Genomic DNA, 6,630 nt, shown 5'->3' on the forward strand with positions numbered 1-6,630 from the left:
GATCGGGATGATGAGTCCGGTCGACTACGAGAACACCGCAGTCACCGAGCCCGAAGCCGCATAGAGGAGTCCTCCACGATTCCGGGGGAACCACATAGGCAGCCGTAGCGGGTGAGGATGCGGTGCACCGTGGAGACGTTCAACCCCAGGTGGTATCCGATCCGGGCTGGCCCCCAGCGGCGGGAGACGCGTAACCCGACGACCCGGCGTTCCCGGCGCCGGCTGGTGCGATGCGGACACGATCGGGGCCGGCTGGACCGATCACCCATTCCGGCCGGCCCGTGGTCGCGGTAGCGATCCGCCCATCGCTTGGCCGTGGTGACTGACACGTTGAACCGGTCAGCTGCGCGGCGCAGTGGCCACCGGTCGTCCACAACACACCGAGCCAGACGCAACCGGCCAGTCGGGGACAGCGGTGAATTACGGTGGGACATGAAGACCTCCGGGTTGAGGAGCGGTTCTTAGACAGCTCCACACCTCACTCGGAGGTCTTCCCTATGTCACGTCGACTCGCCGAACGCCGTACCTAACGTCCCGGGTCGGTACAGCTAGGCCGGGTGCTCCTGATTGGCGTTCGTCGAAGGTTAGATCAGCGTAGACGTGGTCGTCATGCCTGTATACCTCGAGCTGGAGTCCGCTGGGGTTGTCGCTGCCACATCCCATACATGATGGCGAGTGCGCTGGTAGCCGCTGATCGAAGCCCATTGGGTGGTCCTCTCTGCGGTCCTCGTTCGGTGTTCGAGCACTCGCAGTTTCGTTCTGTTACCGACGGTATCGTTTGTGCTGTTGGTCTGGAGCGGGAAGTGGGCAAGGGTGGAGATCGCCGATATCGATGATGTGGACCCGAGGCGGGTTCGCTCGCGGGCGCGGTTGTTGGATGCTGCCGCGACCCTGCTCAGCAGCGGTGGGGTCGAAGCGGTCACCGTGGAGGCTGTAACCCGGCTATCTCGCGTAGCCCGCACCACGCTGTATCGACATTTTGAGAGCACCACGGACCTGGTGGCAGCAGCCTTCGAGCGGTTGTTGCCTCAGGTGGACAACCCTGAAACCTCGCAATCGATTCGCGATGACCTGGTCACATTGATGCAACGCCAGGCTGCTCTCATCGAACAGGCTCCGTTGCAGTTGACCACACTGGCTTGGTTGGCAATGGTTCCCAAGCAACCTGGCGAAGAACCAAACGCATTGGGGCCGTTGCGGATGCGCGTAGTCAACCAGTACCGAGAACCCTTTGATCGAGTGTTGACAAGTAGCGCGGCCGCCGCTGAACTCGACGATCCGGACTTGACCATGGCGATCACTCAGCTGGCAGGCCCTCTGGTCTTCGCCAAGCTCACCGGGATTCGCGCGATGGATGTCGCTGATCTCGAGCGCCTCGTCGATGACTTTCTTGCGGCGCACAGGCGGCGCCCGCCTACATAGCCTCACCGCCTTCCACTTTTACGCTACAACTTGTAGCGTAGCGCTACCGATGGTTCCACTGTGGGCCAGATGAGTTGGTGAGGTACTGCGTATGGTGGTCCATCGTCCCGATGACAAGCGCTTGGCAAGGCGGCCGTTGGTCGAGCGCAGCGAGTACAGCTCCACGTTGGGACGAATCGCGCGGTTCACTTTGACGCACAAGTCCCTGGTCATCGGGGTGTGGATAGCTGTCGGGGTGGTGTTGGCGGTGCTGTTTCCTCAGTTGGAGACGGTGGTGCGGCAGCAATCGGTAGATCCGATCCCTGCAGGGGTTCCGTCCTTTCAAGCTCTTGATCAAATGGGTGGCGCATTCGGGGAAAAGGGCGCTAAGACCACTGTCTTCGTGACCATGGAGAACCCGAATGGGCTTACAGAGGTCACGCGAGAGCGATACGACGCGTTGGTCCTACAGCTCCGTGAAAATTTTGACGATGTGCAATCGGTTCGTGACTTGCTGTCGGATCCGATCACTGCCCGCCAGGCGTTGAGTGAGGATGGCAAGGCCTGGTATCTGCCCGTCGGGGTCTCGGGGACCCTGGGCGGTCCGGCGGCGACTCATGCGGTGGAAACCGTCCGCGAAACCGCACGCCGGGTGTTTGAAGATACTGGTACCGCGGTTCATGTCACCGGACCCGCAGCCACCTTCAGTGATCAGATCGTGAGTGCCGAGAGCGACCTGGTCGTGATCACTTTGGCCACAGTCGCGCTGATCGCCCTGATCTTGCTGGTGGTGTACCGATCGCTGTTCACAGCACTGGTGCCGTTGCTGGTGATTGGTGTCAGCCTTGGGGTGGGCCGCGGCGTCTTGTCCGCACTAGGTGAGCTCGGAATGCCGGTGTCTCAGTTCACCGTCGCATTCATGACGGTCATTCTGCTCGGGGCCGGGGTGGACTACTCAGTCTTTTTCATCAGCCGCTATCACGAGCGGTTGCGCCAAGGCGCGCCTACCGCGGATGCTCTTGTGGACGCTACAGCGACGATCGGACGGGTCATCTTGGCCTCGGCGGCGACGGTGGCACTGGCATTCCTGGCTATGGCGTTCGGCGAACTGAGCGTCTTTTCCACCTTGGGTCCGGCCTGCGCGATCGCGATCCTCATCGGGTTCCTCGCCACTGTCACCTTGCTGCCGCCGGTGCTGCAGTGGGCAGCCCGCTTCGGTTGGGGCAACCCCCGACGAGACCTCACGCGCAAGTACTGGAATCGCGTGGCGGTGCTTGTCGTCCGCCGCCCAGTCCCCCTTCTCGCTATAACGATGGTGGGGCTGATCGTGCTGAGCACGATCGCGATGGGTATCCACATCACCTATGACGACCGCCAGGGCCAACCCGCGACGACCGACAGCAACCAGGGATATGCGCTGCTTGACCGCCATTTCCCCACAGATGTGACGGTTGCTGAGTTTCTTGTGGTGGATGCGCCGATCGACCTACGCACCGCCAGCGGACTTGCCGACCTCGAGCAGATGGCTTCGCGGGTATCCCAAATTCCCGGGGTGACTCGCGTCATCGGCGTCACCCGCCCCACCGGCGACAAACTCGAACAGGCCGAGCTGTCGTGGCAGAACGGTCAGATCGGGGACCAGGTGGCAGGCGCCGTCGCAGACGGCCAGCAACGAAAAGGCGACCTCGAGCAGTTGCGCTCCGGTGCCAACCAGCTCGCCGACGGGCTGGCCCAACTCGACACCCAGCTACGCCTCAACCTGACGCCACTCGCCGGTATCCTCACCCAAGCAAGCACCGCCGGTCAACAAATCCAGCAGTACCAACCACTCCTGCGCCAGCTCGCCGCGTCCGCGCCCGCACTCGACCGCGCCTCACAGAACGCCCCACAACTTGCCGCCCTGACCCGCCAAACATCCGCGGCGCTGACAACAGTGACCTCAATCCTACCCCTCCTCGACTCAGCGCCCTGGTGCGCCCAAGTCCCCCAGTGCGCAACCCTGCGCGCACAGATTCGCGACCTCAACGCCACACTAGGGAGTGGACTGCTCGACCAGATCACCACCCTGTCAACACAACTCGCACAACTAGACACACCCCTCACGACGGTCACCGACCAACTCACCGCAACCGTCAACTCCCTCAACTCCACCCTGAGCACCATCAACAACCAAGACCTGCCCGCTAAGATCACTCAACTCCAAACTGGCGTGAGTCAGCTCGCCGCAGGATCACGACAACTCGCCGACGGCGTGTCCGCGCTGATCGACAGCAACCTTCAGCAACTAGCCGGGATGGCCACCCTAGCCACGCAACTCCAAACCTCCGCCCGCGAAACCGCCGGAACAGACTCCGCGACCGGCTTCTACCTGCCACCTCAAGCCAACGCAGACCGCCGCTTTGTCGATGTCGCTCGCCAATTCGTCTCGCCCGACGGCCATACCGTGCGCTACGCAATACAAACCAGCTTCGACCCCTACAGCACCGAAGCCATACAACTGACCAACACCATCACCGATGTTGCAAACGCCGCCAGACCGAACACCACCCTGGAGGACTCCCACATCGCAATCGCCGGATTCCCCGCCATCAACGCCGACCTGCAACGCCTACTCGCCGACGACTTTCAACTCCTGGCACTGGCAACCCTCATCATCGTCGGCCTGATCCTAATCCTTCTCCTCCGAGCACTCATCGCACCGCTGTATCTCCTAGGAACCGTCGTCCTCAACTACACCGCGGCACTGGGCATCGGCGTCCTAATCTTCCAACACATCCTCAAAACCGAGATCGCCTGGCCTGTACCGCTATTGGCTTTCATAGTCCTCGTCGCCGTCGGCGCAGACTACAACATGCTGCTCATCTCTCGCCTACGCGAGGAATCCCAGAACAACATACGAATCGGCGTTCTACGAACCGTCACCAACACCGGATCGGTCATCACCTCGGCCGGCCTCATCTTCGCTGCCAGCATGTTCGGCCTCATGGCTGGCTCGATCTCCATCATGACCCAAGTTGGACTGATCATCGGTATCGGACTACTGCTCGACACCTTTATAGTGCGCACCATCGTCGTGCCGGCCATCGCGACACTACTAGGCAAAACCAGCTGGTGGCCGAACAACGAAACCGTTTAACGTACTCCTGGTTTAGTTCCCCAGTATCCGCGCGGGACTGTCGCTAGGGACTGCTGCACGGATAGGTGACATCTGATCTGGCTTGCCTTCGGGCGGTCGGGAAGGATGTAGCTGTGCCCAAGCCGTACCCCCAGGAGCTCCGAGACGATGCGATCCGGGTGGCTCGTGATCGTGGAGAAGGCGTCACGATCGAGCAGGTCGCCAACGACTTCGGTGTGCACCCGATGACGCTGCACAAGTGGATGCGACGCGCGAATATTGATGGGGGCCGCAGCCCTGGCGTGACCTCGACCGAGTCCGCTGAACTGCGCGAGGCCCGTAAGCGGATCCGCCTGCTTGAGCAGGAGAACGAGGTGCTGCGTCGAGCGGCGGCGTATCTATCGCAGGCGAACCTGCCGGGAAAAGGCTGTACCCGCTCGTGAAAGAGCTCGCCGCCGACGGGATTGCCGTCGCGTGTCGTGTCGGGTACTTCAGCTCTCGCGCCAGCCCTACTACCGGTGGCTGGCCAGCCCGGTCACCAATGCCAAGCTGGCCGCGGCGTATCGGGCGAATGCCCTGTTCGATGCCCACCGCGAGGACCCGGAATTCGGCTACCGATTCCTCGCCGGGGAAGCCGCCACCGTGGGTGAGTCGATGGCCGAGCGGACCGCGTGGCGGATCTGCCGCGACAACGCCTGGTGGTCGGTGTTCGGCAAGAAGCGAGGTCGTAACGGCCGACGACCGGGACCACCAGTCCACGATGATCTGGTCCAGCGCGACTTCACCGCCGAGGAGCCACATCGGTTGTGGCTCACTGGTATCACCGAACACCACACCCGTGAGGGCAAGCTCTATCTGTGTGCAATCAAGGACGTGAATCACCCTAGGTTTGATGCCGTTTCCTTCTGAGTTAGGAAGGATGAGCGTTATGCCGAAGAAGATCGATCCAGAGGTCCGTGAGCGGGCGTTGCGGTTGTTGCAGACCCATGGTGGTGAGTATGCGTCGCTGACAGCGGCGGCCGAGGCTGTGGCCAAGCAGGTCGGCGTTGGGAAGGAATCGGTCCGCCGGTGGGCGGTGCAGAATCAAGTCGATACCGGGCAACGCCCGGGCGTGACCTCGGAGGAATCGGCCGAGATCAAGAAGCTCAAGGCCGAGAACCGGCAACTGCGTGAGGACGTGGCGGTGTTGAAAGCGGCGACGACTTTCTTCGCGGGGGAACTCGACCCCCGCAATCGATGATCATCGCGTTCATCGACACGATGCGAGCTGAAGGTGTAGCGGTCGAGTCGATCTGCCGAGTCCTGCGGGAGCAGGGTTGCCAGATCGCCGCACGCACCTATCGGGCCTGGCGTTCGCGTCGGCCCGCCGCACGCACCATCAGCGACGCCCAGACTGTCGATGCGGTACGTGAGGTCGCGTGGCGGGTCGATCACCAGGGACGGCGGCGGCTCACCCCGGAAGGGCTCTACGGACGCGTGAAGATGCGTGCACTTCTGGACCGCACCAGCATGCCAGGGGTGTCCTACGGTGCGGTGGACCGCGCGATGAAGATGTTGCACCTCAATGGTATTCGTCGTTCCAAAGGTATCCGAACAACGATCCCGTCCACGGATGGAATCCGGGCCGGAGACCTGTTGAACCGCACGTTCTGTGCTGCCGAACCGAACCGTGTGTGGGTCACCGACTTCACTTACGTCCGAACGTGGTCCGGATGGGTGTACGTCGTGTTCATCATCGATGTGTTCTCCCGCAAGATCGTGGCCTGGCATGCCTCCACGAGCAAGGACGCCACCTTGGTGACCATCCCTCTACGGATGGCGCTATGGCAACGTGACCGCGATGGTCATCCTGTCAAAGATGGTGAGCTGATACACCATTCGGATGCAGGATCGCAGTACACGTCAACACGGTTGACGCAGAAACTCTCACTGGAGAGTATCTCTGCGTCGATCGGATCGGTGGGAGATGCCTACGACAACGCGCTGATCGAATCAGCGAACGGCCTCTACAAGACCGAGTGTGGTTCCCCCGGAATCGTGGAGGACTCCTCTATGCGGCTTCGGGCTCGGTGACTGCGGTGTTCTCGTAGTCGACCGGACTCATCATCCCGATC

General features: G+C 61.9%; 4 protein-coding genes and 3 pseudogenes. 5 read left to right on the forward strand and 2 right to left on the reverse strand.

Annotated features, from left to right (window positions below):
* Nucleotides 1-104 precede the first annotated feature (104 nt).
* A pseudogene (locus tag ACWDTF_RS24520) lies at nt 105-434 on the reverse strand (helix-turn-helix domain-containing protein); the annotation flags it as partial.
* A 112-nt stretch (nt 435-546) separates the two neighbouring features.
* Nucleotides 547-705, reverse strand: a pseudogene (locus ACWDTF_RS24525) (PaaI family thioesterase); the annotation flags it as partial.
* Nucleotides 706-813: 108 nt separating this feature from the next.
* Here ACWDTF_RS24525 and ACWDTF_RS24530 point away from each other — a divergent pair.
* The 5 genes and pseudogenes from ACWDTF_RS24530 to ACWDTF_RS24550 all read left to right on the forward strand — a co-directional run.
* Nucleotides 814-1,422 (forward strand): TetR/AcrR family transcriptional regulator, encoded by a 609-nt coding sequence (locus ACWDTF_RS24530; protein ID WP_005194691.1) that lies wholly within the window; start codon nt 814-816, stop codon nt 1,420-1,422.
* 91 nt (nt 1,423-1,513) lie between these two features.
* Nucleotides 1,514-4,537 (forward strand): MMPL/RND family transporter, encoded by a 3,024-nt coding sequence (locus tag ACWDTF_RS24535; protein ID WP_005194693.1) that lies wholly within the window; start codon nt 1,514-1,516, stop codon nt 4,535-4,537.
* Between the two features lie 113 nt (nt 4,538-4,650).
* Nucleotides 4,651-4,959 carry an IS3 family transposase gene (locus ACWDTF_RS24540; protein ID WP_005194694.1) on the forward strand — a complete coding sequence of 103 codons (309 nt, stop codon included), beginning with the start codon at nt 4,651-4,653 and terminating at the stop codon, nt 4,957-4,959.
* 31 nt (nt 4,960-4,990) lie between these two features.
* Nucleotides 4,991-5,425 (forward strand): hypothetical protein, encoded by a 435-nt coding sequence (locus tag ACWDTF_RS24545; protein WP_187589362.1) that lies wholly within the window; start codon nt 4,991-4,993, stop codon nt 5,423-5,425.
* A gap of 19 nt (nt 5,426-5,444) precedes the next feature.
* A pseudogene (locus ACWDTF_RS24550) lies at nt 5,445-6,562 on the forward strand (IS3 family transposase); the annotation flags it as partial.
* Between the last annotated feature and the right edge of the window lie 68 nt (nt 6,563-6,630).

This window comes from Gordonia sp. NPDC003422 (assembly GCF_053588675.1).

Excerpts from the sequence above, each read along its gene's own strand:
- ACWDTF_RS24535 (WP_005194693.1), top strand. The coding sequence starts at position 1,514 with ATGGTGGTCCATCGTCCCGATGACAAGCGCTTGGCAAGGCGGCCGTTG.